The following is a 25209-nucleotide window of genomic DNA, read 5'->3' as shown; positions in this document are numbered from 1 at the left end:
GCCGAGTCTGCGACAACTGCCGCCGCTTCTACCATCGCGCACCCTGCGGACGGTGCGGGCACGATCGCCCGATCGCCACCCACACCGACCGTGGTGATCCCTTGTGCCGCTCGTGCATCCCCGCAGGCGCGAACCCTGCGGCACCTGCGGACGAGTGCTGCGGGTGCAGACTCGGCGCGCCGACGGTGCCGCGGTGTGCCCCAACTGCTATCGCGCCCCGCAGCGCCGCTGTTGTCGCTGCGAGCACACCGCCTCGACCTACGCCCACACCGCCGACGGTCCGATCTGCAAGTCCTGCTACCGCCGGCCCCTGCGCCGTTGCGGCGCCTGCGGTGAGCACCGACGCATCGACCGCCGCGCCACGGCAACCAGCCCGGATATCTGCATCCGCTGCCGGACCCGACGCCTGCGGTCGTGCACCGTCTGCGGCACCGCGTATCCGGCCCATCCGCGTGCGCAGCATCCGGTGTGTCTGCCGTGCCGGGACGCCGGCCACATCCTCGAACCCGAGCTGACCGAATCACCCGGCCGGGTCCGTCGGCGTCGAGACGAAACCGGCCACGACGCCCTGATCACCACCCTGCACGCTGTGATCGCCGATCCGCAGCGGGGCATCGCCGCTCCACTCACCGTGCTCGACGAGGTCTTCCGCACGGTGCCCAACCCCGAGATCACCCGGTACTGGCTGCGCCGCCGGCGCGGCGGTGCTGCTCTGCTGCACCAGATAGCCCTACGCGCTCACGACGAACCGATCACCCATCAGCTGCTCGACAGCGTCCCCCACAGCGCAGCCCTACCCCGGCTGCGCGATTTGTTCGTCCACGCCGGGATCCTGCCCGACCGCACCGACCTGATCGAACGGATCGGACCCTGGCTCGACGAGATCCTCGAGCGCCACCCCGCCCACCACGGTGAACTGGTGCGCCCCTTCGCGCATTGGCACGTGTTACGGCGAGCCCGCCGCCGCGCCCGAAACCGCCCGGTCACCGACAGTGCCGCCGCCTACGCCCGCAGCCAGATCTCCCTCGCCCTGGACTTTCTGTCCTGGCTCGACGAACACGACACCCCCTTGGCCACCGCCACCCAAGCCGACCTCGATCGCTGGCTCGACGGTGGCAGTCGCTACCGATACTTCCTGGCCAACTTCATCACCTGGGCGACCACCCACCATCGGTGCACCGACCTGGTCGTGCCGAACCCTCACAGCGGCGAACCATCACACATCCTCACCGACGACGACCACTGGGCAATGCTCGCTCGCTGTCTGCACGACGAGACGCTGCCCCTGCACGTGCGAGCGAGCGGCGCGCTGGTACTGCTCTACGGACGTACCATCACCAGCATCGCCGATCTCACCACCAGCGACATCATCGATACCGATACCGATGCCTACCTCCGCATCGGCAACGGCACCGTCCCGCTCCCTCCAGCCCTCGCCACGCTCGTGCACAGTCTCGCCGTCGACGCCGATGGCCGCGCCCCCTTCCCGCGTCCCGGCGATACAACCCGCTTCCTCTTCCAGGGAAGAAGGATCGGCAAGCCCACCACACCGAAAGTGCTGGCCCGCAACCTTCGAACCTGTGGGATCGACCCCCGCCCCGCTCGACACGCAACCCGAGCTGCCTGGGCCCGGGAGATCCCCGCCCCCATCGCCGCGGACGTACTCGGCATCCACATCACCACCGCCACCCGATGGGCGGGCCGCACACGACGGGACTGGACCACCTACCTTGCCATCCGAACCGACACCGCAGGACACACCCATGACAACCCCGGGAAGACATGACGAATACCGCACCCACCGAATACCGTCACTCCGCCAGTCGACCACCACACCCCCTCTGACCGACCACTCGATATCGCTGGCGGGGCTGCGGATCCCGGAGCAGTATCGGCACGACTGGGCGTTGTTCGCCGACTGGTGCCTTGCCGCCGACCAGCGGCCGATCCCCGCCGCCCCGCAGACGTTGGCGATGTTCGTGCGCGAGCATCCCGCGGCGATGGCGACGCAGCGGCGCCGACTGTCGGCAATCAACACCGTCCACACCCGGCACGGCTACCCACCGCCCGGGCGCACCGAGACGGTGCGCCGCCACCTCGACACCACCCGCGGCCGGCGATCTGATCGACTCGCACCGATCCTGCTGCGCACCGCCGCCGCGTTGCCGACCGAGGGCTGGCCCAGTGGACTGTTCGGCCGCCGCGATGCGCTGCTGCTCGTGCTCGCCGCCACCGGCCTGAGCTTTGCCGACATCACCCGGCTGCGCCGCCGCGACATCCGCATCGACGACGGGGCCCTCGAGGTCACCACCCGGGCCGGGGAACGCGTGCGCCTTACACCCGAACCCGATGCTGAGGACCATCTTGGGGTGGCGATCTACCGGCGGTGGGCGCACATCCAGGCGTTTCTCGACGAGAATCCCGGCACGCATCTGTTGCGTCATTACCTCACCGACCCGGTCGACATTCTCACCAATCCGCTCACCGCCGAGCAGGGACGCCAACCGCTGGTGTGTCCGATCGACCGCTGGGGACACCTGCCCCATGCCCACGCGATGACCGCCCAGTCGATCTCGGCGCTGGTACGCGTTCACCTGTCCGGCCGCGCCCCCAACCGCCCGACACTGCCGGCGGCTCCGCCGGACACCGACGAGGCAGGGGTCGAACCCGAGGTGGTTCTCGACCCGGACTACTACGAACGCGGGATCGCGGCTCGCCGTCGCGATTATCAGGACCTCGAGGACCTTGCCGATACCTTCGACGAGATCGAACAGCGCGCCGATGCCCTGTTCGACGACTTGCTCACCGTGCTCGAAGACCTGCAGCCGTAGCTGCACGACGGTGCTCGCCGGCCCCGACAGCGGCAAGTAATGCAAGCAATACCGGCTGTGCCTGCACCTGGTTCGATCTGCGAGCACGCTGTCGACGACGGGCTGAGCATGGAGCCCGGCTCACGGTGTGACGTGGCGACTTCCCCGGATCATCTTCCGGCCTCACCTGTCGATCTCCCACTCCGGGTACCGTGCGGGCGGAAGAAAATCCGGGCGCCCGATCCGGATCGGGGAGACCGGATGATCATCACTGCGGTGAACCCGGATGACGGCGGGGTGCGCGATCCACTCACAAGCCCACAGCTCGGCCAGCCGGTGGACCGGAGGATCTGGTACCCGCTCGTCGTCGACAGTGACATGGACGGTGGTGTCGGGTGCCGCTGAGGATGCCCCCTGGGAGTGGACACCCTGACAATGGTTCGTACAAGAACCAGGAGGGATGCTCACATGGGACGCCAGTCTCACTACCCCGAGGAGTTCCGCCGGGACGCGGTCTCGTTGTATCGCGCGGCCGCCGGTACCCGCACCTACGCGGCAGTGGCTGCGGACCTGGGCATCAGCAGCGAAACGCTGCGCACCTGGGTCCGCAAGGACAACGCGGCTGGCCGAAGCTCGGCGGACCGCGGAGCCGGCGTCGAAACCCCAGCCGAGGAGTTGGCGCGCCTGCGATCGGAGAACACTCGGCTGCGCAGCGCCGAGAAGGAGTGGCAGCTCGAACGGGAGATCCTGCGCCGGGCAGCGGCCTATTTCGCGCAGGAGATGAAGTGAAGCCCTGCCGCTGGGACTTCATCTCCGCTCATCGCGCCGAGTTCGGTGTGCAGCGGCTGTGCCGGGTCCTCGGCGCGTCCCGGTCCGGCTACTACCGGCACCTGGCCACCGCCGATGCGCGCACCGAGCGTGCCGCCGAGGAAGCTGCCACCGTCGCACAGATCCGCCGGATCCATAGTGAGCATCGCGGCGGGTACGGTGCTCCCCGCATCCACGCCGAACTGCGCGAACTCGGGGTGGGCATCAACCGCAAACGAGTGGCGCGGGTGATGCGTGAGCACCGCATTGTCGGTCGGCATCTGCGACGTGGCCGGCGCACCACCATCCCCGATCCGCAGGCGGCGACGGTGCCCGATCTGATCGGACGGGACTTCACCGCCGAGGTACTCGACACTCGGTGGTGCGGCGATATCACCTACATTCCGGTGGGGTCGTCGTGGTTGTATCTGGCGGCGGTGATCGATATCTGTTCGCCTCGGGTGGTGGGCTGGTCGATCGGGTAAGTCCCGGGGAGTGGTGGGAATCGGCTGAGGGCATCCGGCCAGGTCCGCGGCGTGTCGTTCCCGCTCTGCGGGTGGGCCATCGCGTAGTGATCAACGAGTTACCGACACTTTCACCGGAAGTGCCTTTCCTGAACTGGTGGATTTGTTGTGTGAGAACTCCAATCTTCCCAGTTCAGGGGGCACTTTCTTCAGTTCGACACGCTGTTACGCAGCCGATCCTTCGGTGGAATCAGGCTTAGCCTCAATCTTTCGTGAGTCCCGCGTGCCGGCCTGAGCAGTTTGGATTCGATTGTGGAGGCGGTGGATCCGGTGTGCATCCACGCTCGGTCGCCCGACACGGTCGGTGACGCCGGGGTCCACGGCCCCGAGCTGAGTGTCCTTTCGTCTCGATAAATGAAGATACGTGCAGGTCACGCAGGCGAAGGTAGCGCGGTGAGCCTGTTCAATCCGGCCACGAGAACATCGACACCCGGAGCCGTCGCGGCCAGCCGCAGTCGAACCCGACGGGCATGCCGGGCGATCTTCCCGGCGATCGACAGCACCCGCAGCCGTAGCCGTTTCGGCTCCCACCGCCGCGCCGGAACCTCGGTGAACGCGAGCATTTGCATCCACGCGGTCAGCTCGCATGCGAGTTGCACCAGCGCCAGCCAGATCCGGTTCTGGTCGTAGCCGTGCAGCAGAAGATTCTGCAGCCCGGTGACTTTCGCTGCCCGGATCCGGTCCTCGCACCGAGCCCGACGCCGGTGCCGCAGCTCCAGATCGGGGAGTTGCCCACGGCGGGGGTTGGTGACGAACGCGGTCAGGCGCAGCCCGTCACGGTCGGTGAACCGCAACTGCGCACCCGGATGCGGACGTTCCTTCCTGACGATCACGCGCATGCCGGTCGGCCACGTGGACAGGTCGAGCAGTCCGGTGATCTCGGTGACCCAGGCCCCGTCCCGGACCTGCCCGTCCGGGTCGTAGGCCGGAGTCCATGCCTGTTCGGGAACCAGATCGAGGGCGGCGGTCATTGTGTCGGTCAACCCGAATCCGATCGAATACGAGAGCCTGCGTTTGGTCAGGTACTCGATCAAGGAGTGGGTGCCGCCGGCACCGTCGATCCGGACCAGCACCTTCTTCCCGACCCGATATCCCGGATCGAACGGCAACTGCGCCAGGGCGTCCTGCACGACAGTGACGTGATCGGCGGCGGTATTCGACCCGGCGTTACCGGGGCGCAGCAGCACCGCCACCGGTTCACCGGTGCCGTACTCACCGTGGTCGATGAACGCGCACAATGGATGAAACCCGTAGCCGCGTTTGAAGTTCGGGGCAGCGTGTTCTTTGTCGGAGTGCGCGGTGACGAGGGTGGCATCGATGTCGATGACCAGTGGTTTGTGCTCGTCGATGGTGTGATCGGGTGCCGCGGAGCCGGCGGCGGTCCAGGCGTGGGCGCGGGCGGTGGCGCGGGCCCGTCCGATGGCAGCGAGAGCGGTATCGGCGTCGGAGGCCAACACACCGATCAGGCGGGAGACAGTCGGGTCGGAGGCCACCTGGCCGAACAGTTCGGGGTGGGCGCGTAGTTGGTTGATGTCGGCGAGGCAGTCCCCGCCGAGTGCGAGGGAGAGCGCGAGGTCGAGGAGGATCTTGCCGGGATCGTGGCGAGCCAACGGTTTGCGGAACGGGCCGAGTTCGGTCGTCAATGCCGTGGTGAGGCCGGTTTTCTCCGCGGTGCGCAGCAGCAGGATCGCGCCGGCATGCGACACGACGCCGGTTCCGGTGGCCGATGCGGACACGTGTGGGTAGGGGGGACGTAGACTTGCTCACCTGAATGAAGGGTGCTCCTGGCTCACGCGATTGTTCAACCTTAGACAAGTCGAATTACCGCAGGTCAGAGCACCTTTCTTTCTGTGTGACACGGGTTGAGGTCGAATTTCCGTGAAAGCCCCGGGTTAGCCTCGGTAACTCGACACTGACCTGGGCGATGCTCGTCACTATGGCAACCGTCGCCGTGGTCATTTCCCTCTTCTTCGGGCGCCGACTGCGGAGAATCGACTCTCTGGAATCGCCGCTGAGCTGAGGTGGTCCTGTCCACAGCCCCACCGTCACCGGCCGTCGAGATCCTTAAACGAGCAAGTTCTGGATTTCTTTGGCGGCTGTCTGGAGCATAGCTCCGAGTTCTGTGCGGAGTTGTTCAGTCATGCGGTGAGCGGGCACGGATACATTGATCCCGTAGTATCTTCCGCTCGGGCTGGTGATGGGAACAGCGACTGACATGACGCCGTCTTCGCTTTCTTCCTGGCTCGTTGAGTATTCGGTTTGCCGAATCGTTTCGAGGGCGCGCTCCAGATCGGAACGGGAAATGATAGATCCCTTGGTGAGACCCGGGAGCTCCTCATACGGGTACAGGGCATGCAGTTGTTCCGTGGTGAGTAAGCTCAGCATTGCTTTGCCCGTTGCAGTGCAGTTGGCAGGAAGCATCGCACCGTGACGTGAGGCAACGCGGACGGCACGTTGGCTTTCGATGGCCTCCAGAAAGTGTGTGTTCGAGCCTTTGAGCTCGGCAAAGTGCACCGTTTCCCCGGTTGCCTCGAATAACCTTTCCATTGCTGGACGAATTAGCGTTCCGATGTCGACGTGGCGCCGTATGGCGAAGGCGATGGAGCTGAGTGCTTGTCCGGGTTCGTAGGCTTTGGTCTGGGGGTTCTGCCGTACGAAACCGCGGTAGAGGAGCATCCCCATGAGGCGATGGGCCGTAGATGACGCCACTCCGAGGTACTTGCTGGCATCGGTGAGCCGGATGCTCGGCCGGGTCTCGAAGAGCAGCAACAATCGGAGTGCGTTGTCGACGGATTCGATGGGGTACTGCGGAGGAGGGCCGTATCTGGAGTCGTCCTCCGCCCGTGATGCGGACATGAGCTTCATGTTACTGACCGGGGGTTCAGTCTCTGTCCGGCTAGGGCGCAGGCCGTCAACGAGGCTCACCAAGTCGTGCGAGTTCATGTCTCCAGGCAGTCTCTGTGTTGAATGCTCCTCCGAGGTCGGGCAGTTCGGCCATATCGGCGTCGGGCAGGTCGACGAGGTGCCCACCAGCCGAAGTCACTTGCAGGGCCAACCCGGACAGGCCGTCCACGCTGATGGCCTGGAGAACTGCTTGCTCGACGGTTTCGGCCGCGCTGGTGAGGCCGTGGCCCCGCAGCACAACAACGGGTCTTATTCCCATGGCATCGGCCATTTCGGTGGCGAGCCGACGGTCGCGGATGAGTACTCCGCGGGGATAGACGGGCACCCCGTTGGAGGCGAGGCGGGTTCCGGGGATGTCGTACGCCCCTACGATGGGGCGTACTGCAAGCCCTGCCAGGTCGGCGGCAACCACTCGCGGGGGATGAGCGTGAACGACAGCCCGGACGTCTGGGCGGCGCCGGAAGAGCTCGGTGTGCAGCGGCAGTTCATTGGGGACCGTATATCCGCCCCCGAGCTCACCGTCGGCGGCGGGATTGCCGTCGAGGTCCACCATGCGGATGTCTTCGGCTTGCGTGTACGCCAGGCCGCGTTCGTACGGGCCTCGACAGCGCACCAGCAATGTGCTGTCGGTAATTTTCAGGCTGATGTGACCCAAGATTCCATCTGCAAGGCCCCGATGGGCCAAGACCCGGCAGGCGAGGGCGATATGTTCCCGGGCGACGCTCTCGGTCTGGGGCAGCAAGTTCCCCCCGGGTGTCATGACGCCCTCCTCGGCTGTGGCTCCAACTGGGGTTCGAGCTTGGCGCGCAGATCCTGCACCGTGATGCCCCTGGCCATGCCCAGACGGCAGGCAATGAGGGCTTTGGGCCAGTTCACGATGGCTGCGCCCCGGACGGTGGTGCCGTCGGTGGTGTAGAGGGCGGCGAACTTGCCGTGGACCTGCGGGTGTCCGATGATGACGTGGTCGACATTGCCTCCGACGCGTCCCACGATCTGGATTTTCCAGTCGTGCTGGTCGCTCCACACGTATTCAATGGGTGTGTAGGCGCGCGGCTGGTCCGGATGGATGATGTTGTAGGCCACGCATGTGGCTTGTTCCACCGCGTTAGTCCAGTGCTCGGTCCTGACGTCCTCGCCGTGCTTCTGGTGGCGCCAGCGGGCTACGTCGCCGACGGCGTACACGTTCGCGGCGTCGAGGGCTTGGCAGTACTCGTTGAGCACGACGCCGTTGTCCACGAGCAGGCCGGATGCGCTGAGCCAGGAGTCGTTGGGGATGACGCCGATACCGATCAGCACGGTGGCCGCCTGAACGCTCTCACCGTTGGTCAGGTGGAGGGAGAAGTTGCCCTCCTCGCCTTCGATGGCTTCCACTCCGGTGCCGAACATGGTGTTGACCCCGTTGTCCTGGTGAAGGTCTGCGAACCACTGGCCGATCTCAGGGTTGAAGAGGCGGCTCATGGGCACGGGTACCGGGTCGATGACGGTGACCTCCAATCCCAGGCCGCGGGCGGTGGCTGCCGCTTCGGCGCCGATGAACCCTGCCCCGATGACGGCAAGCGCCCCACCCCGGAGAAGGTCCCCACGTAGTTCGCGGGCGTCCTCAAGGGTGCGCAGCACGTGGATCCCTGGAGGCTGACCCCAGGGGGAGGGGCGGGGTGATGCTCCGGTGGCGATGACGAGGTTGTCGTAATGAAGGGGTTCATGCCCTTCAAGCTTCAGCAGGTTCTCGGCGACGTCCAGACCGACGGCGCGGTGCCCCAGCAGGAGTTGGATGCCCTCGGCATCGGCCTGCTCCTGGGTCAGCAGCCGGATGGAGTCCTCATCGGCGGATCCCGCAAGAACGGATTTCGACAGGGGCGGTTTGTCGTAGGGAAGTTCGGTCTCTTCTCCCACGAGGATGATCTCCCCCTTATAGCCTTCCCGGCGGAGGGACTGCGCGGTGCGCACCCCGGCGATGGAGGACCCGACGATGACGGTGATCGGACTCATTCGTCCTCCACCACCAGCGCGGAGACCGGGCAGCTGCGGGCAGCTTCGATGACGCGGGCGCGGTCGGCTTCGGGGACCTCGGTCTGGAGCAGTACGACGATCCCGTCGTCGTCCAGATCGAAGTAGTCAGAGGCTCCGACAATGCAGTTTGCATACCCCTGACAGGCGCCCAGGTCAGCTTTGATTACAGGCATGGTCACATACTTTCGTGAGGCGGTGATGCTGTGGCAGTTAGGAGTGTCTATTCTTCTTCGGCCACGAGCGGCCCGAAAGGGTGGCCGATCATGGCCGAGAACGTGTCTGGGGCCTGCCAGGTCAGGGACTCCAGTTCCAGCGGACAGAGCGTTACCCACTGGCCCGAACGAGGAGATTGAATCATCAGCCGCGAACCGTTGCGGGTCTCAATGCGGGTGACCTGGACCTCCGAGAACTCGTTGGCGATCACGATCGGCGTTCCGGTGACGTGCTCTTCGAGCCGACGTCGTTCCTCGGTGGCCCGAATCGCCGCGAGGCGGTCTTCCTCCTCGCCTTCCCATTCCAGCTTCATAGGAAGATCGCCAGATTCTGCATGCGGATGACCGACTCGTCGACCATGATGGTGCGCCGGGCGAGCTCCCACCCGGACCTTGATGAGGTACGGCGGAGGAGGTCCTCGCGTCCTGCGGAGACAGTGGAGGATTCCCCGACGTCACCACGGCTGCGGAAGAGAAGAACCGCCGAGTCCACGATGATTTCGTCGGGGTTGGGGGTGCGGAAGGTGCGCACGTTAGTGATGTAGTGGCGTAGCCGTGATGGGGGGTCTTCAGTCCAGGCGTGGTCGGTGGCGAAGCGGGCCACCCGGCGGCTGAGCGAGTACTTGTTCTCGTCCCAGTGCGCCATTCCAGGCGAGGTGGTGTATCCCGCGCCCAGGGCAGTGGTGACGCGGACGGGCATGATGTAATGAACGTCATCGGCGATCCGGGAGAGCCATTCGCTGTAGTCTTGGGCGTCCAACAGGTATGCCTCATCGATCAGCCAACGATGCGCCTCCAGGTGAAGTTCATCGTTGAAGGGCAGGGTCTGCCCCGTCCGCTGGGTACGCGGGGCGTGGGCTCCCAGCGCCGACTGTTCGGACAGCGTCGAATTCTCGTTCTCGTGTGCCGTTCCAACACTCATGATCAGACCTCCTCGTGCAGGGTCGCTGCGGGCACGGTCTCTGCGTTACTGCTGGCCGGGCGGGGGGCCCCCGGTCCGGCGGCCGGTGGCGCCTCCACCAGGTCCGAGCCCACGTGCGCCTGCGCTGCGGCTACTGCCGGACGCTCGAGGTGATCGGCCCATCGGCGCAAAAACTCCCGCTGGTTGTACTCGCTGTATCCGATACGGGTGGAGCCGGGTCCCGAGTATTCCTCGGGGGACAGGGCCTCGACGACGTTCTCGCCGTTCTCGAGCATGCCCATCCGGCTGTTGAGCAGCAGACGCCGTGCCATGGAGCCGGCGGCAGTATTGGTGAGGGACACCCAGTTCTCGACGTCGTCCTGTTCGAACATGCCGCCACTGCCGAAGCACATGAGATATGCCTTGTAGGAGAGCGCTTTGTACTCCTCCGGCGCGTTTTTGTCGACGGCGAACCACGAGAGGACTTCCGTCTCGTTCTCGCTGATTGGCTGCCACACGCGGATGGAGATGAAGGGGAGCACCTCGTCGGAGCCCTCTTCGACCCGCGGCCAGTTGTGCACGAAGCTCATGTTCGGGAACAGTGAGGCCGCCGAGATCATGAACCCGTCCTTGCCGACTACGTCGAGCTGCTCCTGGGTCCACTGCTCCTTCATCCGGGCGATCATCTCGTCCGGGTAGCCTACGTAGCGCAGGCGCTCCTCCAAGCCACCTTCGGGCAGCTTGTAAGTGGTGCCGCCGCCGTTGCCAGCCCAGTACGTGGTGCCGTCCTTGCGTTTCTCCGCCTTGGGCTCGCGGAAGAGGCCAATCTCCACCACCGAGGTGTGGGTCTGGGGCGTGTGGTACATGTCCCCGGCGAAGTTCTCGGCCCCGATCTTCCAGTTCGCCTTGATCCGCCAACGCTGAGGGCCACGCAGCTCGATGCCGTCTGCGCTCTGCTTCGTGTAGTAGTCGAGGTAGAATTTGAAGTCCCCTAGGAACTCCTCCAGGGGCTCGGCGTCCGGGTCCATGCTGATGAAGATCAGACCGTTGTACGTGGCCAGCGAGGGAGCTGGCAACAGGGTCTGGCCCTTCTTCTTGAAGCCTTCCTCCCCGCCGTATGCCTCCTTGTGAAACGGCAGGCCAACGAGGCGCCCGTCATTGCGGTAAGACCAGCCGTGGTACGGGCAACGGAAGTGGGAGGCATTGCCCATCTCTGCCCGGCAGACCTGCATGCCCCGGTGGAGGCACATGTTGAACAGGGCCCGGACCTCGCCCTTTTCGTCCCGAGAGATAATGAACGAGTCTTTGAGGACTCTGCGGACCACGTAGTCGCCAGCCTCGGGGACCTCCGACTCGTGGGCGACGAATAGCCAGCTGCGGCTGAAGAGACGCTCTTTCTCGAGTTCGAAGAGCTCTTTGTCGTTGTAGATATGTGCAGGGATCATGCCCTGCCGTACGTCCTCGAGGACGCCGTGGTGGTCTGCCATGGGAGAGCTCTTTCTCGATCATCGATCAGTCAGTCTGTAGAGCAGAGGGTCACTCTGTCGTGAAGAGGTTTCCGCATTTTGTGATCTACGTCAACCCCTCCCACTCTTCGTGCCAGGTACGGGTGGGTGCGGCAAGGGTTAGTGGCCGTTTTCGGGGGAGTCGGAGTCGCGGGCGGCGTTCTCTCCGCGGTCCAGCCTCGCTAGGGCAGCCATTTCCTCGGCAGTCAGGGAGAAATCGAACACCGAGATGTTCTCGACCAGCCATGCGGGTTTGGCGGCCTGCGGGATCGGGACGATTCCTTGCTGGACGTGCCAGCGGAGCAGAACCTGCGCCGGACTCTTTGCTGTCCGTTGCGCGATCTGCACCACGATGGGGTGGTCCCGCAGTCCCGATTCGCGACCAATAGGGCTCCAGGCCTCGGTAATGATGCCCAGGTCCTGGTGCACTGCCCGCGCGGGTAGCCGTGCGAGATCGGGGCTGAGCTGGATCTGGTTCACGTCGGGAACCACGCCGGTCGCGGCAATGACCTTCTCCAGATGGTCCGGCTTGAAATTGGAGACACCGATCGCTTTGACCCGGCCTTCGTCCAAGAGCTTGACGAGGCCTCTCCATGCCTCGGTGTACTGACCCAGGGCCGGCACGGGCCAGTGGCACATGAACATGTCCAGGTAGTCCAGGCCCAAGGCTTGGAGACTACGGTCGTAGGCCCGCTGCACACCGTCGACGCTGTGGGACTCCTTGTTGAACTTGCTGGAGACGAACAACTCTTCACGCGCAACGCCTGCCGTGCGGACACCGCGTCCCACCGCGTCTTCATTGCGGTACTGGAACGCGGTGTCGACGAGCCGGTAGCCGCTTCGAATGGCGTAGCGGACGGCCGTTTCGCACTCTTCCCCCACCAGTGGCCAGGTGCCCAGACCTAGATGCGGAATGCTATGCCCGTGCCTCAGTCGGAGCCTCGGGACCGTTGCGGGGTCATCGCTCGGATGGGTTTTCGTCGTCATGGACAGCCTCTCGTCGAAACGTCTTGCTTTCTTGTCACCGGAGGCAAATAGCGCGAGCCTCGGGGTCTGTGTCGGTCAGTCGACATCTTTGTTGGATCTCCAGGGGGTTGCAGCTGGGGTGATGATGAGCAGGCTCGCGGCCAGCAGGGCCGCGGTCACCGGAACGAGGGTGACCAGCCCGGCCATGCCCAGCGGTGAGAGGAAGAGCGCCGTGGCGCGGAAAGTGCCCGTCAATGCGAGGGCGTCTCCGCGTTCTTCTGGGTGCACCATCTCCGCTGCGATGGCCGGACCGACGGTCTGCAGGACCCCGGCACCGATGCCGGAGATGGCCAGGGCAATGGCCACCGGGACAGTCAGACCGGAAAACGGTCCCACTGCGGCCAGTCCCAGTCCTGTCATGATCATCCCGATGACCAGAGACGCCCTGACGCCGCGGCTGCGGACCCACCCGCTGACGGTACTGCCGACGAGAACGGCGGCGTTGGCGATAGACAGGAGGATGCCGATGACTGCAGCCGGTTGGCCTGCCAGGGACAGGGCGAGAGGGACGTAGGAGTCCAGAAGGCTTTTCCAGGTCCCTGCGCCTGTGTTCATCCAGCAGGCAGCGTTGACACCGGGTCGTCGCCACAGACGGACGTCGCTGCCGGTGAGCGACGAAGGCCTGGCCGCGAACGGGGGAAACCTGATCAACAAGGCCGCGGGGACGACGGCGACGGAACCTGCGACGATCCCCATCATGAGTGGCAGTTGCACCGAGGCCTCCCAGAAATATCCGGCCACCGTGGGGCCGAGAAGCGCACCGATCCCCGCCGCCAGATTGACGTCCCGGAGGCCACTGACCGGTGCGGCGGATGTGCGAACGGCGTGGGTCTGGCTGCTGGTCCAGAAGAACGCCCGGGCTATTCCCTGGACCAACTGGGACGCGACAAAAAACACGACCGCGGGAGAAATCGCGAGCAGTGCGCACGAGATCGCGATCATCAGCCCGGATCCCACGAGGAAGGACCTGTCCGGAATCCGGCGCATCAACGCGCCCATGTACAGGCGGGTGATCAGCTGTGCGATGGCAGCCACGGCGACCAGCAGCCCGATCTCACTGGGGGTGTAGCCCGCATGCACACCCAAAAGAGGGACGACAACGGACAAAGTGCCCAGCGCGAAGCTGAACAAGATGATGGCCAGCGCGCTCAAGGCCCTGTCACAGTTGACGGAGTCCATGTGCCTTCCCGAGGTGGTAACTCTTTCGCATAGACGTTCTCAGCGATCCACCGATCGATGCACTGGCCGATGAGCTTTCGTCACCGGTGTCCGTATACGACGTCTCTACTGGCGGACGTGCTGGAGGTAGGCGCTGGCGTCTTCCAGGTTCACGACGTCACCGTATTTGCTGTCGATGTCGAAGAGGCTTGCCAGGTGTGGCAGCTCTGCCCTGTCTCCCACGCCCTCCTCCACAACGACTGTGTGGAACCCGTAAGAGCACGCGTCTACAGCGGTGGCGCGGACGCATCCGCTGGTCGTGCAACCGAGGAGGATCACCGTGTCCACGCCCCGGGAGATCAGACGAGCTGCCAGATCGGTACCGAAGAAACAGGAGGCATACTTTTTGACCAGCAGCATCTCGTTCTCGCGACGACCCAGTCGCTCATCCAGCTCCACCCACTCGCTTCCCTCCACCAGCCAGCTGTTGGGATTTTCTGACTGCCACCTGAGCGTAGGGTCGCATGTGTCGTCGTGGTCCGCACTATCCCGGCTCCTTAGCGGAGCTGAGGTCGTGATTCCCCGACGCCGAGGGCTCGGATGGAAACTCTGAACTGGCCCGCTCTAGCCGACTGGGCCAGTGCCCGAGGTGCGGCAGGAAGGCAGGCCGGTATCCTCTTGGGCGTCAACGATATGCCCGCCGCGGCGACCAAATGCTGTACGCGTGGCAGCCCGGGATGCTGGCATCGAGCCCCGGATCGCGAGTCGCCCGGTCTGACAACGTGGTCGTTGACCCGCTCAGCGATCGGCCATTGCGGCTGCCACCCCTCCAACCGAGAGCGCGAGCGGAGAGAACCTGCTGAACGGCGCAGCCGGCCGCCAACGTCGGTGGTAGCACGTTCACGAACCGGGGCACAGGGCGTACCGGCCACCGTCGCCCGACGGAGTTCGTTCTCGACCGCGGTTGCCACCGCGTCCGGCGAAACTCCGTCGGTCACCGGCCGCGCCGCGGCAGCGATGGTTCGTCCACCAGGGGGTCGGAGACGGTGATGGCCCGCACCGGGCAGCTCGCGGCGGCCTCGAGCGCTAAGGCGCGGGTGCGGGGGCCACCGTCAACAGGCTCCAGAACGACGGCGACGCTTCGCTCGTCATCGAGGTCGAAGAGCTCGGGCGCGGTCACAACGCACGAGGCGAAGCCCTCACACCGCTCGAGGTCCACCGTAATGTTCATCATGTTCATCGTCCCTCCGTGGTTAAGTCATGGGCAGTCTGTTCGGCGGCGAAGCGCCGCATCGGATCGATCCTGAGCGCGCCGGCCAGCTGCATGATCAGCAGTGGGTGGGCGCCCCTTTGCTGGAGGGTGACCAGGTCGCCCTCCAGGACGGCCGCAAGATCGGCCAGCCGTACGCCTGCGAGGTCGGCCGCGAGCTGGCCCGACTCTTCCGCAATGGAACGAAACTCCGGATCCCGGACGACCCGGCGGATGACCTGGTCCAGGGGTAAGTTCACGGTTCCTCCTCGGGGGCCAACCGAGCCAGCGCGATCCCGGTCGCCCAGTCCGGGACGGACTCGTATGCCAGGACGACCCCTCTCGGCCCACGGGCCGTCCGCTCAGGCTCCGACACTCCCCAGCCCTTTTGACTGGACGCGGCGGCCATCGCGGTGACCCAGTTGCAGATCTCCGGGGCACCATTGCCGGCCTCAGCGAGGACGTCGGCGGTCTTCATGGCGAGGATCGCGCCGAGGTCCCCTGCGCGCACGTGCTGCAGGAACCGCTCGTCGAAGGCGGAGTTGATCTGGCCCATCTCCGGCGTGCCGACCCAGTGGGAGAGCCCGCCGGTCCCGAGCACGACCACTGTTTCGGCTGCGGGCCGCCGCGTAATGACGTCGCGCAGCAGTTCCCCCAGTTGGGCGCTGCGCCACAGGGGTGGCAGAGGCTCGGTGTTGGCGTTCTGGAACACCGGGACCACCGGGATGTCCATCTCTGGTCGGATCAGGGTCAATGGTGCCATGAACGCATGGTCGATCTTCGGGTTGGCGGAGAACGCGAGGTCGAACCCGGCGGCCACCCCTTCGGAGAGCAGCTGGGCAGCGAAGGCGCCAGCAAGTGGCACCTCGGCGCTGGCCACTCCTCCATCGCCCCAACCGGTGGCTATCTCTCCGATTCCGACGCATATCTGCGGAAAGCTGTCGTAGCTGAAGGATGCTAGGTGCTCGCTGCTGACGACGACGAGCACGTCAGGGGACAGCCGGTCAATTTCCGCACGCACCTGAGCGAAGGCCTGATGGACTGCGGCGTGCACGTCGTTGTCCGGTTGGAGCTTTCGGATCATCATCGCCGTGTGGGACGTCGCGTACGCACCTACCAGCCTGCCCATCAGCGGGCCGCCCGTTGCCGGTTGGTGGCCGGATCCGTGGGGCCGCCGTCGCCGTCGGTGCGCCCACCTCGGCGCCCCGCGGTGACCGACCGCACGAACCCGCCGACGACAGCGTTGAATTCCGCCGGCTTCTCGAACTGCGGCCAGTGACCAGCGTCCTCCATCAGACGGAACGTTGCATCGGGAATGATCCGGCTGGCCGCCTCCCCCACCGGCCACGGCATGGTCGGGTTCTGCCGGGTCCACAGCACGAGCGTCGGGCAGTTGATCGTCGCGAGCCGCTCGGCGGTCAGCAGTTCCTCCGGCCGGGGCCGGGAGGTGAATGCGGCGACCATGTCACCGGCGGTGGCGGCGAAGTCCGGGCTGGCGTAGATCCGGTACCGGGTCTCCACCAGTTCGTCGGTGACCACGGACGGGTCATGGCCCAGCCATTCCAGCCGAGTCCGGACCTTCTCCCGGGTCGGGGTGTCCAGAGCCTTGGTGGTAGCCTCCGCGACCTGCCGGCCGACGTTCTCGGTCAGCGTGGCACCGTCGGCGTCCACCTGCAGCCCCGCCCCGGTGACACTGACGAGCGAGGCGACCCGCTCGGGGTGGTGGACGGCGAGAAACGCCGCGACCCAGCCACCGAGAGACTGCCCGACCAGGTGGGCTCGCGAGGCGCCGATCTCGTCGAGGAAGCCGAGCACGTGCTCGGCGAGCGCGCGGATCGAGTACTCGATCTGCGGCTTGTCGGTGAAGCCGTGACCCAGCATGTCAATGGCATGCACGCGGAAGTCCCGGCCGAGGACGGCGATGTTGCGCACCCAGGTCTCGGCGTGCCCGCTCACGCCGTGCAGCAGGACTACCGGCTCACCGGCGCCTGCCTCGATGCTGCGGGTGCGGTAAGAGCTCGCCTGGCGGTACCGGACCTCGGTTCCCAGCAGGTCCACCCAGAACGAGTTCCCCTGGGGCTGGGCCATTCCCCCTTCAGTCCTCGTCACGTTGAGGCTCCTCTCTGTTCGGTCGTGCGGGATGGTCGGTCACTCCGGTCCGAACGGCTCGGAGAGCAATGTCGTGTAGGCCCTCTCGTCGAGCCAGGTGAGGCTCTCCAGCTGCAGCGCGTCAAGGAAGACCTCGCGGCCGGTGCGCAGGCTACGGATGGCCAGGCGAAGGTCGTTGCCGTCTCGGTCGGCGCGTACCCGCACCCGGGCGAACTCGTTGCTGACTACGAGCTCGCCGTCGGCAGAGCCGATGCGCAGCCAAGAACTCGGCTCAGGTGCGCCATCAGCCCCGACATCCCGACTGCCGTCGAGGTCAGCCGCCTGGGCCTCAGAAGAAGATGGAGATGGCACGGGGCAACACCCGGTGGTCGAAGAGCACGGTCCGTTCGGCGATCTTCCAGCTCTCACCGGAGGTCACGATCCGGTCGCGACGGGAGCCGACGAAGAACTGCTCGGAGTTGGCTCGCCGGGACTGGAAGACGATGAAGTTGCACTCCGCTACCAGGTCGCCGTCCGGCCCGGGGGTGACCAGGACGTTGCTGATGAAACGACGCGTCCGCGACCGCGGCTGCTCCGAGTGGGCAAGGCCACCGGCCAAGCGCTCCATCCGCTTGGCGAGGAAACGGGCGTCCTCCTCCATGAGCGACCACTCGCCGGGGACGTGGTCCCGGTGCTGCCGCACCTCACGGGTCTCCGTGATCGGCATCCAGTAATGGACATCCTCGGTGAACAGGTCGAGCCACTCGTCGTAGCGTTGCTCGTCGAGCATCTTGGCCTCGCTGTAGAGGAAGTCCTCGACGTCGCGGCGCAGATCGGTGAGGGAATTGGTCATTTCTGCTCTCCCGGGGTGGTCATGAGTTCGAGCCAGTAGCGATAGAAGTTGCGGTGGTTCTGCTCCGAATAGTGGGGCCCCAAATGGCCGGGGTATCCCTCCTCGTGGATCTCGCCCTCGTGCCCCAGGCCCATCGCGTAGTTGAAATCCCGGGTCTGGGAGACCACCCCGCGGGCGGACTCGGTGATTTGCTCGAAGTTCTCGCCATCGTCCTGGCCAAAGATCCCGGCCGCGGCGTTCTCCTGGGACATCTGGGTGCGGGCGAAGTCCTTGACCGACTGCGGCGCGTCGCGGTCGAAGAGCGCCGTCTGCCAGACCTCGATCTCACCCGGTCCCCTCGGGTGCCATTGGAAGAGCCCGAAGACGTGGAAGACGCCGAACTTGATCCATGACAGGTTCGGGAAGATATTGCCCTGACCGAGCCCGTGCATCTCCGCCTGCAGCGGGGAGACCCGGGCCTTGAGCCGCTCGTGCACGGCGTTGACGTACTCGATCGCCTCCGGCCCGAGGAACTGAGCCATCCCGACGTCGTTCTGATAGGCCCGGCCGGGCTTGCTGATGTCGCCCATCCCGTGGCCGTGGCCGAAGTATGCGATGTAGTCGCCGAGCGTGTCGTAATCGGGGAGGAAGCCGATCTGGAAGGCCGACCCATGTGTGTAGAGCACGTGGTAGTCGTCGCCGGCGAAGTTCTCCGCCGCCAGCTTCCAGTTGGCCTTGATCCGGAACTTCATCGTGGGGCCGATCACCTCGAGCCCGCCGAGCGGCGCCTCGAAGGCCAGGTCCAGATACCAGAGCTGGTCAGCGCCGAGGTAGTCCACCAGCGGGATGGCGTCCTCGTCCCAATTGGCGAAGATGAAACCCTTGTAGTTCTCCACCCGCGGAACGGCCTTCAGACCTAGCCGCGACTTGTCCAGCTCGCCATGGTAGACGGTATCTGCGCGCGGTACACCGATCAGATCGCCGTTGTTGCTGTAGGTCCAGCCGTGGTAGGGGCAGCGGAAGAACTTCGAGGACCCGGCGTCGGTGCTACACACGGCCATGCCCCGGTGGGCGCAGGAGTTGAGCATCACCCGGATCACTCCGTCCGCACCGCGAGTGGCGATCACAGGGTCCTCGCCCATGAAGTTCGTCAGGTAGTCGCCCGGCTCACTCAACTGGGACTCGTGGCCGATGAACAACCACGTCTTGGTGAATACCCGGTCCAATTCCTTGCGGTAGATTGCCTCGTCGACGAAGACCGTTCGGCTGACGGAACCCTCGTCGGGCTTCACCAGGTCGTGCAGTCCTGCGGCGGCCACGTCAACGGGGCGTTCGCTAATGCTGGTCATGAGCGGGTCCTCTCGGGGTCTGACGGGTTGCGTGAGGTGAGATGGGAGGGCGGACCCGAACGGCCCACCTGTAAGCGGATCGTCTGGGCGTCTGCGGTATCACTGAGCGCTGTCATTGCTGGTCCAACTGTTCTGGGCCCCGAGGTTTGCCATGCCCGCGGCGTACAGGGCGCCCTGCGCGTCGAAGGGGAGGTGGGCCACGCCGGCCCGCTCGTATGACGGGGTCGCGGCTTCCAGCCGGCTGTAGATCTCCTCCATGTCCGGAGGCAGCTCATGGTCCTGCCAGGCGGCGTAGTCCCCGTAGCCGTGGTCGTAGTTCCACTCCGGCACGTAGTAGAGGCGCCCGGACGTCCCCGCGCTGTCCTGGGCGGCGAGGAAGAGCGAGATCGGCAGCAGGTGCTCGGGAATCGCCGGGCGCATGAAGTAGGCAATGCCCTGCTCGTTGAAGGCCCGGGCGGTGGCGTCGAACCACGACGCTCGGGTGTGCCCCGGCATGATCGCGTTAACCGCGACCCCGTCGCCGCGCACTTCCTCGGCGAGGTAGAAGGTCAGCGCCATCACGGCGGCCTTGGTGGCCTGGTAAGGCATCTCGACCGTCCACGGGCGCAGCCCGTGGTAGCCGCCGCCGCCGGCGACGGCCAGGACGCCACTGCTGACGACGTTGACGATGCTGCCCCGCTGCTGGGCCCGCATCGGCTCGATGAACCGGCGGATGGCCTTCAGCGTGCCGAACACGTTGACGCCGAACATCACCTCCCAGTCGCGGTCGGTCGTGTCAAGGGTGTTCCGGTGGCCTGTGGGCGGGAAGAGGGTTTCGGAGACCAGAGACGCGTTGTTCACTAGGACGTCGACGGTCCCGAACCTGTCGATTACAGCGTCTCGGGCGGCGTCGAGGGCGGCGTCGTCGGTGATGTCCATGTCGACGGCCATGCCGCTGCCGTCCGACTCCAGCTGCTTGCGGAAGTCGTCAGCGTCGTCCCACGTCAGGTCCGCTGCAACGACCTTGGCGCCGGCGCGCAACAGTCCCTCGCAGAGGGAACGGCCGATGCCGCGGGCTCCACCGGTGACAACGATGACTCGCCCCGCCACCTCGCCCTGCCACTCACCGAGTGCCCGCTCGACCAGCTGACGCTGCCGCGCAGTGGCCACGGTTCCTCCATCAGACTCCGACATCCAATTCTCCTCAAGGTAGGACGGCTTTCTGCATTGCAGTACACATAAGAGAGTATGACCCTCATCACACGCTGTCTACGGGCTATTCTGGGATCGAGCTATTCACTGGTGAAACTAGGAGCCGTGCGTGGAGCTGCGTCAACTCAGGTATCTCGTTGCGGTGGCCCGCGAGGGGTCGTTCCTCCGCGCCGCCGCCACCCTCGACGTGCCGCAGCCCTCGCTGTGGCGTTCGATCAAGGCGCTGGAGGCGGAGCTGGGCATCGCCCTCTTCAAGAGGTCCGGCCGCGGAGTACAGCTCACCGGTGCCGGGAATCAATTGCTGCCCCGCGCCCATTACCTGCTGAATCGAGCGGAGTCGGTCTCCCAGTTTGCCCACGAACTCGCTCGCGGTCGAGCGGGCGTCGTCACGGTGGCCTGCGCGTATCCGCACGTGCCACGGTTCCTCGCGCCCCTGATCGGCACCTTCCGGTCGGCGCATCCCGCTATCCACGTCGCCGTCCACGAGTACTCGGGCCTGCCCGCGATCGAACAGGTGCTTAACGGGGACGTCGATCTCGCGACGGGCCTCGGGCAGGCCGACCAGCGTCTTGCGGGCCACCAGCTCGGCGACGTGCGGCTGGCGGTGGTGACCTCCGACGACCACCCGTGGCGGGGCCGGAGCCACGTCCCGGTCGCTGAATTGCGTGGCCAGCCGGTGCTCACCGGGCCCGCCGATAGCCTCACCCGGCGCCTGCTGGAGCCGGCGCTGCGGGCAGGGGGCTTCGGGCTCGACATCACGTCGGAGAGCGTCAACGCCACCACCATCGTTGCGCTCGCCCGGGCAGGGCTGGGCGTGGCCGTCATCGCCGACGACAACCTCAGTGCCGACGACTCGGCCAGATGGCCAGTGCTGGTCGACGAGCACACCCCGATGAGCGCCCCGCTGTGGATCTACTGGTCACGCGAAGGAGGCATCGCCCCGGCGGTGCGGTCCTTCGTGCGCCACGTCCAGGGGACCGGCAACCGGCTGGACCGGGACGGCGGGCAGCCCAGTCCAGCCTGAGGTCCAGCCGACCTCGGACTGACCACGCCGATCAGAGCAGGAGGTGGTCGATCTCCTCCGCCGCAGCTACCAGCCGAGTGAGGATGTCCTGCTCGGTCGCCGAGCTCATGCGACTGAGCGGCAGCGAGGCGTTGACAGCCAACCGCGGAGAGCGGGTCGAGGCCAGTGCGACGGCGAGGGAGGCGACACCCTCCTCGCTCTCCTCCTTGCTCGACGCGAACCCCCGGGAACGGATCGTGCGCACCGCGTCGAGAAGCTCGGTCCGGGTGCCTAGCGAATGCGGGGTGAGCTGGATGAGCCGCTCGTCGGGATAAAGCAGATGTAGCTCATCGTCAGTCAGCATGGCCAACAGCGCCTTGCCGGTGGAAGTGCAATGGGCGGGCATGCTGCGCCCCAGCCGGTTGGCCACTCGTAGGGCCCGATCACTCTCGATGGAATCGATAAAGTGGACCTCGTTCCCCTCGAGCCGGCCCAGGTGCACCGTCTCCCCCAGATCGTTGTTGAGCCGCTCGAGCACCGGGCGTGCCCGGTCCCGGGCGTCGAGTCGGCGCAGCAGACCGAAGGCCAGCGAGTCCAGGGTCGGCCCCGGGACGTAACTGCGCGTCGCGGCATCCTGCTGGACGTAGCCGCGGTACTGGAGGATGGCAAGCAGCCGGTGGGCAGTGGACGATGCCACCCCCAGGTACTTGCTGACGTCCGTCAGCCGCAGGCTGTGGTGCTCCCCCAGCAGCACCACCCGGAGTGCGTTGTCCACCGACTCGATCGGGTACTGCGGCGCCGAGCCAAACTCCGGTGCCGACGGCAGGTTCGACAGCGCTCGCATGGGTCTGAGGCTACGGGGTGTCTGCTGCGCAGGGACCGACGCCGAGGACCTGCGCTCCGGCGGTCACCCCATCTTGGCGACTTCATGCCGCCACGCCCCGCCCTCGTTGAAGCCCGGTCCGAGGTCGGGCAGCGCCGCCAAGTCCTCGTCCGGCAGATCCGCCTGCGCCCCTCCCGCAGCGGCGATCTGAAGGGACAGCCGGGCCAGAGAGTCCACGCTGATCGCCCGCAGGACCGCTTCCTGGGCCGATCCACCGCTGAGTCAAGCCGTGCCCGCGGAGCACGACGACCGGCCGCTTACCCATGGCCGCCGCCATCTCCAAGGCCAGGCCACGGTTCCGAACGAGCACGCCACGCCGGTAGACGGGCACCCCGCCGACGGCCAGCTTGGCGCCCGGGATGTCGAACGCACCGACGATGGGGCGGATCGCGAGGCCAGCCAGGTCTGCTGCGACTACCGCCCGCGGGTGCACGTGGACGACTGAGGCGGCCTCCGGCCGGGAACGCAGCACCTCCACATGCAGCGGCAATTCGGTCGGTGGAGACCATCCATCGAGCTCGCCCGGAGCTCCAGGGGCGCCGCTCGGGTCAACGAGGTGGACGTCGGCGGCCGTCGTCCAGGCCAAGCCCCACTCCTGAGGGCCGCGGTAGCGAATCAACAAGCGTCCTCGTCGATCCGCAGGCTGACGCGGAATCCCGCCGTCACACCGCTCTGGCATGCTAGACGTTTAGATACGCGCTGTGAGCCCGTGGCTCACCGGGAAGAAGCTAGGGCTGCCTCGCTGCGGCCTTTGGCACCCACCCGCTCGCGGCTCCACACCCGCTGACCCACCGCCTCGCAGATAGGTCACCTGATGTCCCCGCCTGCCGACAAAATTAAGGACTGAGCCAGCATGACCACGACGGACATCCTCCACCAGGCCGATCTCCGCCTGGCCGAGGCGTTGCAGACCGGACGCCCTTGCGGCCCGGTCCGAGACCTGATCGGCGAGGACCTCGCCGACGCCTATGCCGTGCAAGAACTCGGCATCCAGCGACGCGTGGAAGCCGGGGCCCGTCGGGTCGGACGAAAGGTGGGACTGACCTCCCCCGCCGTCCAGAAACAACTGGGGGTGGACCAGCCCGACTTCGGGGTACTGCTCGATCAGATGCACGTCACCGGCGATGGAGTCGTGTCAGGGCCCACCTTGATCGCCCCGCGAATCGAGGCCGAGATCGCCTTCGTGCTGGCCGAAGACATCGACGATCCGGACCCCCAGCTCGTGCGGCGGGCAGTGGGCCACCTCACCCCGGCCCTCGAGATCGTCGACAGCCGAATCCAGGACTGGAACATCACCATCACCGACACCATCGCCGATAACGCCTCCAGCGGTCTCTACGTCCTGGGCTCGGCGCAGTCCTCGCTGTCGGAGTTCACCCCGGCCGAAGCCCTGATGACGCTGACCATCAATAATCGGATTGTCTCCCGCGGGACCGGTGCGGACTGCCTGGGAGACCCGCTTAACGCGCTGGTGTGGGTCGCCCAGACCGCCGCCAGACTGGGGCGCCCACTGCGCGCTGGTGAAGTCGTCCTCTCCGGGGCCCTGGGGCCAATGATCCCCTTCCGTCCCGGAGAGCACGTCAGGGCCACCGTCGCCGGTCTCGGCATCGTCGACGCAGTCCTAAACTGAACTGCCCAGATTTTCGGCTCTCCTGACATACCTGTGGATCATTGCCGGCCGGGGAGGTCGGTCCGGTGACCGCCGAGGTTGAGCATTGCCAGGGCGATCAAGGCCTGTGGTGAGCTGAACCCGTACGCCATCCTTGTGATGAGTCGGATCTTGGTGTTGGTGGACCCGACCAGGCCGTTGGAGAGGTTGTGCTCGATCGCGGCAAGGATCTTGTCCTTGTGTTTCAAGATCCGTTTCTGCAGTGCCACGAACGCTGGGATGCGGCAACGACGAGCCCAGCCAATCCACCCATCGAGGGCTTCGGCTGCTGCCGGGGGCTTTGACCACGCGGGACCAGAACGCCTCGATCGCCGCCGGGGTGGGCGGCAGTGTCGCACTGTAGGGGCGAGAGCGCCGCACCACAGGGGCCGGCCCGGTTGCGGGGGCCAGGTCCAGGCCCGGCAGCGGAACATCCACGGCCTCTATTCCGGGGCCGGCTTCAGTGGCGGTGCGCAACCCGCAGATGGTGGCGTTCGCCCGCCACTATGGGGTCGCCGTGCTCACGTGCGAGCCCGCGGACCCTGCCTCCAAGGGTGGCAGCGAGTCCACGGTCAAGGTCGCCAAAGCCGACCTGGTGCCCAAAGACACCAACTTGCGTAGCGAGTATTCCTCGTTCGCCGAGCTGGAGCAGGCCTGCGAGCAGTGGTGCGAGCAGATCAACGACCGGGAGCACCGCGTCACTCGGCGAGCGCCAGCGGAGATTCTCGCCCAGGAACGGTCCCGCCTGCACACCGTGCCGACCGCGGCATACACGGTGGCGTTGGGAGTGACCAGGCAGGTGCCGGCCAATTCGCCGATGGTGACGTTCGAGTCCGGGCAGTATTCGGTGCCGCACACGCTGCACGGTCAGACGGTGTGGGTCCGCCCGTACGGTGCTGGTGCCGGCGAGCAGATCGTCGTGGTGCACGTGGGAGCGGATGGGCCGGTGGAGGTGGCCCGGCATCAGCGGGCCCCCCCGGGCAGTCCGCGGCTGGCTGATGCGCCCTTTCCGGATGCCCCGGCCGGTGCCCTGCACCGCCAACCCACCGCCCGCAACGCCGCGGAGGCGGCGTTCCTGGCCCTCGGCGACGGGGCCGACTGTGGCTGAC

At 66.1% G+C, this 25209-nt stretch carries 24 protein-coding genes and 5 pseudogenes; 7 read left to right on the top strand and 22 right to left on the bottom strand.

The genetic code is table 11. The annotated features are described in order from the left end of the window. The first annotated feature begins 163 nt into the window (after positions 1-163). The 4 genes and pseudogenes from IM25_RS23320 to IM25_RS25725 form a co-directional block, all read left to right on the top strand. On the top strand, positions 164-1786 hold the full coding sequence (locus tag IM25_RS23320; RefSeq protein WP_157127001.1) for a hypothetical protein: 1623 nt from the start codon (positions 164-166) through the stop codon (positions 1784-1786). Further along, positions 1764-2831 (top strand): hypothetical protein, encoded by a 1068-nt coding sequence (locus IM25_RS23315; RefSeq protein WP_232333497.1) that lies wholly within the window; start codon positions 1764-1766, stop codon positions 2829-2831. The genes IM25_RS23320 and IM25_RS23315 overlap by 23 nt, the downstream gene beginning before the upstream one ends. A 240-nt stretch (positions 2832-3071) precedes the next feature. Further along, positions 3072-3215 carry a hypothetical protein gene (locus IM25_RS27125; RefSeq protein WP_157127000.1) on the top strand — a complete coding sequence of 48 codons (144 nt, stop codon included), beginning with the start codon at positions 3072-3074 and terminating at the stop codon, positions 3213-3215. A gap of 63 nt (positions 3216-3278) precedes the next feature. After that, positions 3279-4096 (top strand): annotated as a pseudogene (locus IM25_RS25725) (IS3 family transposase); the annotation flags it as partial. 416 nt (positions 4097-4512) lie between these two features. Here IM25_RS25725 and IM25_RS23300 read toward each other — a convergent pair. The 19 genes and pseudogenes from IM25_RS23300 to IM25_RS23215 all read right to left on the bottom strand — a co-directional run bounded on the left by IM25_RS23300 (position 4513) and on the right by IM25_RS23215 (position 20524). Then, a pseudogene (locus tag IM25_RS23300) lies at positions 4513-5908 on the bottom strand (IS1380 family transposase). A gap of 297 nt (positions 5909-6205) precedes the next feature. Further along, positions 6206-7006: an IclR family transcriptional regulator gene (locus IM25_RS23295; protein WP_033098540.1), complete on the bottom strand. Its 801-nt coding sequence runs from the start codon at positions 7004-7006 to the stop codon at positions 6206-6208. Between the two features lie 46 nt (positions 7007-7052). After that, on the bottom strand, positions 7053-7805 hold the full coding sequence (locus IM25_RS23290) for a class II aldolase/adducin family protein (RefSeq protein ID WP_052040175.1): 753 nt from the start codon (positions 7803-7805) through the stop codon (positions 7053-7055). Further along, entirely contained in the window at positions 7802-9034 is a 1233-nt protein-coding gene (locus IM25_RS23285; RefSeq protein ID WP_033098539.1) for an NAD(P)/FAD-dependent oxidoreductase, read from the bottom strand. Before IM25_RS23285 ends, IM25_RS23290 begins: the two co-directional genes overlap by 4 nt. After that, positions 9031-9228 (bottom strand): ferredoxin, encoded by a 198-nt coding sequence (locus tag IM25_RS23280; protein ID WP_033098538.1) that lies wholly within the window; start codon positions 9226-9228, stop codon positions 9031-9033. Before IM25_RS23280 ends, IM25_RS23285 begins: the two co-directional genes overlap by 4 nt. Before the next feature lie 47 nt (positions 9229-9275). After that, positions 9276-9581 carry a hypothetical protein gene (locus IM25_RS23275; RefSeq protein WP_033098537.1) on the bottom strand — a complete coding sequence of 102 codons (306 nt, stop codon included), beginning with the start codon at positions 9579-9581 and terminating at the stop codon, positions 9276-9278. Then, on the bottom strand, positions 9578-10189 hold the full coding sequence (locus IM25_RS23270) for a 3-phenylpropionate/cinnamic acid dioxygenase subunit beta (RefSeq protein ID WP_019287426.1): 612 nt from the start codon (positions 10187-10189) through the stop codon (positions 9578-9580). Before IM25_RS23270 ends, IM25_RS23275 begins: the two co-directional genes overlap by 4 nt. 2 nt (positions 10190-10191) lie before the next feature. Next, positions 10192-11655, bottom strand: coding sequence for a Rieske 2Fe-2S domain-containing protein (locus IM25_RS23265; RefSeq protein ID WP_033098536.1), 1464 nt, complete (start codon positions 11653-11655; stop codon positions 10192-10194). Positions 11656-11793: 138 nt separating this feature from the next. Then, positions 11794-12660: an aldo/keto reductase gene (locus IM25_RS23260; RefSeq protein WP_033098535.1), complete on the bottom strand. Its 867-nt coding sequence runs from the start codon at positions 12658-12660 to the stop codon at positions 11794-11796. Between the two features lie 75 nt (positions 12661-12735). Next, complete coding sequence (locus IM25_RS23255; RefSeq protein ID WP_033098534.1) at positions 12736-13878, bottom strand: MFS transporter; 1143 nt, start codon at positions 13876-13878, stop codon at positions 12736-12738. 105 nt (positions 13879-13983) lie between these two features. Further along, positions 13984-14346, bottom strand: a pseudogene (locus IM25_RS23250) (isochorismatase family protein); the annotation flags it as partial. Between the two features lie 505 nt (positions 14347-14851). Next, positions 14852-15097 carry a ferredoxin gene (locus IM25_RS23245; protein ID WP_019287421.1) on the bottom strand — a complete coding sequence of 82 codons (246 nt, stop codon included), beginning with the start codon at positions 15095-15097 and terminating at the stop codon, positions 14852-14854. After that, entirely contained in the window at positions 15094-15366 is a 273-nt protein-coding gene (locus IM25_RS23240) for a hypothetical protein (protein WP_006897065.1), read from the bottom strand. The genes IM25_RS23245 and IM25_RS23240 overlap by 4 nt, the downstream gene beginning before the upstream one ends. Then, complete coding sequence (locus IM25_RS23235; protein WP_033098533.1) at positions 15363-16235, bottom strand: extradiol dioxygenase; 873 nt, start codon at positions 16233-16235, stop codon at positions 15363-15365. Before IM25_RS23235 ends, IM25_RS23240 begins: the two co-directional genes overlap by 4 nt. Next, entirely contained in the window at positions 16235-17215 is a 981-nt protein-coding gene (locus IM25_RS23230; RefSeq protein ID WP_232333495.1) for an alpha/beta fold hydrolase, read from the bottom strand. The genes IM25_RS23235 and IM25_RS23230 overlap by 1 nt, the downstream gene beginning before the upstream one ends. Positions 17216-17254: 39 nt before the next feature. After that, the gene (locus IM25_RS26185; RefSeq protein WP_157126999.1) at positions 17255-17566 is read right to left on the bottom strand and encodes a hypothetical protein; all 312 of its coding nucleotides are present in this window, start codon (positions 17564-17566) and stop codon (positions 17255-17257) included. Continuing rightward, on the bottom strand, positions 17544-18047 hold the full coding sequence (locus IM25_RS23225) for an aromatic-ring-hydroxylating dioxygenase subunit beta (protein ID WP_019287416.1): 504 nt from the start codon (positions 18045-18047) through the stop codon (positions 17544-17546). Before IM25_RS23225 ends, IM25_RS26185 begins: the two co-directional genes overlap by 23 nt. Next, positions 18044-19375 (bottom strand): aromatic ring-hydroxylating dioxygenase subunit alpha, encoded by a 1332-nt coding sequence (locus IM25_RS23220; protein ID WP_019287415.1) that lies wholly within the window; start codon positions 19373-19375, stop codon positions 18044-18046. Before IM25_RS23220 ends, IM25_RS23225 begins: the two co-directional genes overlap by 4 nt. A gap of 99 nt (positions 19376-19474) precedes the next feature. Continuing rightward, complete coding sequence (locus IM25_RS23215; RefSeq protein ID WP_019287414.1) at positions 19475-20524, bottom strand: SDR family NAD(P)-dependent oxidoreductase; 1050 nt, start codon at positions 20522-20524, stop codon at positions 19475-19477. A 151-nt stretch (positions 20525-20675) separates the two neighbouring features. Between IM25_RS23215 and IM25_RS23210 the strand changes: the two genes are divergently transcribed. Beyond that, positions 20676-21590, top strand: coding sequence for a LysR family transcriptional regulator (locus tag IM25_RS23210; RefSeq protein ID WP_033098530.1), 915 nt, complete (start codon positions 20676-20678; stop codon positions 21588-21590). Between the two features lie 31 nt (positions 21591-21621). Here IM25_RS23210 and IM25_RS23205 read toward each other — a convergent pair whose 3' ends face one another. Together IM25_RS23205 and IM25_RS23200 are read right to left on the bottom strand one after the other, a co-directional pair. After that, on the bottom strand, positions 21622-22413 hold the full coding sequence (locus tag IM25_RS23205; protein WP_033098529.1) for an IclR family transcriptional regulator: 792 nt from the start codon (positions 22411-22413) through the stop codon (positions 21622-21624). A gap of 63 nt (positions 22414-22476) precedes the next feature. After that, a pseudogene (locus IM25_RS23200) lies at positions 22477-23118 on the bottom strand (class II aldolase/adducin family protein). Positions 23119-23305: 187 nt separating this feature from the next. On the opposite strand from IM25_RS23200, the gene IM25_RS23195 reads away from it, so the two are divergent. Further along, complete coding sequence (locus IM25_RS23195) at positions 23306-24082, top strand: 2-keto-4-pentenoate hydratase (protein ID WP_033098528.1); 777 nt, start codon at positions 23306-23308, stop codon at positions 24080-24082. A gap of 38 nt (positions 24083-24120) precedes the next feature. On the opposite strand, the pseudogene IM25_RS23190 reads toward IM25_RS23195, so the two are convergent. Beyond that, positions 24121-24390, bottom strand: a pseudogene (locus IM25_RS23190) (transposase); the annotation flags it as partial. A 173-nt stretch (positions 24391-24563) separates the two neighbouring features. On the opposite strand from IM25_RS23190, the gene IM25_RS23185 reads away from it, so the two are divergent. Then, the gene (locus IM25_RS23185) at positions 24564-25208 is read left to right on the top strand and encodes an IS21 family transposase (protein ID WP_052040174.1); all 645 of its coding nucleotides are present in this window, start codon (positions 24564-24566) and stop codon (positions 25206-25208) included. Position 25209: the final 1 nt, after the last annotated feature.

The organism is Rhodococcus sp. p52 (assembly GCF_000763325.2).
In the GTDB taxonomy this organism is placed as follows: Bacteria; Actinomycetota; Actinomycetes; order Mycobacteriales; family Mycobacteriaceae; genus Rhodococcus; species Rhodococcus pyridinivorans.
Note: the sequence above shows the minus strand (reverse complement) of the source record. Positions and strands in the feature narration are given on the sequence as shown.

Excerpts from the sequence above, each read along its gene's own strand:
- IM25_RS23315 (WP_232333497.1), top strand. The coding sequence starts at position 1,764 with ATGACAACCCCGGGAAGACATGACGAATACCGCACCCACCGAATACCG.
- IM25_RS27125 (WP_157127000.1), top strand. The coding sequence starts at position 3,072 with ATGATCATCACTGCGGTGAACCCGGATGACGGCGGGGTGCGCGATCCA.
- IM25_RS23295 (WP_033098540.1), bottom strand. The coding sequence starts at position 7,006 with ATGAAGCTCATGTCCGCATCACGGGCGGAGGACGACTCCAGATACGGC.
- IM25_RS23290 (WP_052040175.1), bottom strand. The coding sequence starts at position 7,805 with ATGACACCCGGGGGGAACTTGCTGCCCCAGACCGAGAGCGTCGCCCGG.
- IM25_RS23285 (WP_033098539.1), bottom strand. The coding sequence starts at position 9,034 with ATGAGTCCGATCACCGTCATCGTCGGGTCCTCCATCGCCGGGGTGCGC.
- IM25_RS23280 (WP_033098538.1), bottom strand. The coding sequence starts at position 9,228 with ATGCCTGTAATCAAAGCTGACCTGGGCGCCTGTCAGGGGTATGCAAAC.
- IM25_RS23275 (WP_033098537.1), bottom strand. The coding sequence starts at position 9,581 with ATGAAGCTGGAATGGGAAGGCGAGGAGGAAGACCGCCTCGCGGCGATT.
- IM25_RS23270 (WP_019287426.1), bottom strand. The coding sequence starts at position 10,189 with ATGAGTGTTGGAACGGCACACGAGAACGAGAATTCGACGCTGTCCGAA.
- IM25_RS23265 (WP_033098536.1), bottom strand. The coding sequence starts at position 11,655 with ATGGCAGACCACCACGGCGTCCTCGAGGACGTACGGCAGGGCATGATC.
- IM25_RS23260 (WP_033098535.1), bottom strand. The coding sequence starts at position 12,660 with ATGACGACGAAAACCCATCCGAGCGATGACCCCGCAACGGTCCCGAGG.
- IM25_RS23255 (WP_033098534.1), bottom strand. The coding sequence starts at position 13,878 with ATGGACTCCGTCAACTGTGACAGGGCCTTGAGCGCGCTGGCCATCATC.
- IM25_RS23245 (WP_019287421.1), bottom strand. The coding sequence starts at position 15,097 with ATGAACATGATGAACATTACGGTGGACCTCGAGCGGTGTGAGGGCTTC.
- IM25_RS23235 (WP_033098533.1), bottom strand. The coding sequence starts at position 16,235 with ATGGGCAGGCTGGTAGGTGCGTACGCGACGTCCCACACGGCGATGATG.
- IM25_RS23225 (WP_019287416.1), bottom strand. The coding sequence starts at position 18,047 with ATGACCAATTCCCTCACCGATCTGCGCCGCGACGTCGAGGACTTCCTC.
- IM25_RS23220 (WP_019287415.1), bottom strand. The coding sequence starts at position 19,375 with ATGACCAGCATTAGCGAACGCCCCGTTGACGTGGCCGCCGCAGGACTG.
- IM25_RS23205 (WP_033098529.1), bottom strand. The coding sequence starts at position 22,413 with ATGCGAGCGCTGTCGAACCTGCCGTCGGCACCGGAGTTTGGCTCGGCG.
- IM25_RS23195 (WP_033098528.1), top strand. The coding sequence starts at position 23,306 with ATGACCACGACGGACATCCTCCACCAGGCCGATCTCCGCCTGGCCGAG.